Below are 717 nucleotides of genomic sequence, written 5' to 3'. Positions count from 1 at the left end.
CGAGCAGGTCATAAGAAATAGCCAGGCGGACTTTTCGGCGTCCGTTGAAAAGCAAAGTCGGTCGGGACATTTCGATGCAGGAAAATTCCGAAACCCGCGGGCGGGATGCTGACGTGAAGCGTCAGATCGCGCGTCCCTCGATACCGCAAGGTCTTGTATCGTTGATCCTCAACGCCGTTGCCGGCTGGGTCGATGCGGTCGGATATCTTGCCTTGCTGTCCTCGATCCAGATGTTCTCCTCTTTCATGAGCGGCAACCTGACCAAAATCGTAACCGAAGCTGTGAGTGGCAACGGTGCGACATCTTTGAAAATTGCGGGTGCGGTTCTCGCCTTCTTCGTAGGCGGCGTGGTCGGTCGCCTGGTCAATGCGGGCGAAGCGCGGCGCGATCCGGCGTCGCTGGCGCTGGTCGCGGGCGTGCTCGCTGCCTCGGCGGTCAATCTGGAGATGGGCGGCTCCGCATATCTGACGCTGGTGGCTCTGGCGGCGGCGATGGGGATGATCAACCATGCGTTCAGCGGTCACATGGATTTAGAGGTCCGCACGTATCTGAGCGGAATATTGGTAACGCTGGCGGGAAAGGTGGCCGACGCGATCGCCGGGCGGGCGCGCTGGCGCGAGGCGGTGGCGCCGGTGGCGACATTGCTCAGTGTCCTGGTCGGGGCCTTCTTCGGGGCATTGACGGTCATCCATGCGCCGCTTGTCATCTCAATCGCCC

The 717-nt window shown here is 61.5% G+C and carries 1 protein-coding gene; it reads left to right on the top strand.

Features of this window, described 5'->3' with window-relative positions; all coding sequences use genetic code 11:
* Window positions 1–74: 74 nt before the first annotated feature.
* Window positions 75–717: YoaK family protein (locus HPQ62_RS20920; protein WP_174804524.1), on the top strand; the 643-nt coding region annotated here is incomplete at its 3' end.

The sequence above is a fragment of the Martelella limonii genome, assembly GCF_013344475.1.
In the GTDB taxonomy this organism is placed as follows: domain Bacteria; phylum Pseudomonadota; class Alphaproteobacteria; order Rhizobiales; family Rhizobiaceae; genus Martelella; species Martelella limonii.
This window is presented reverse-complemented; position numbering and strand designations above follow the sequence as displayed.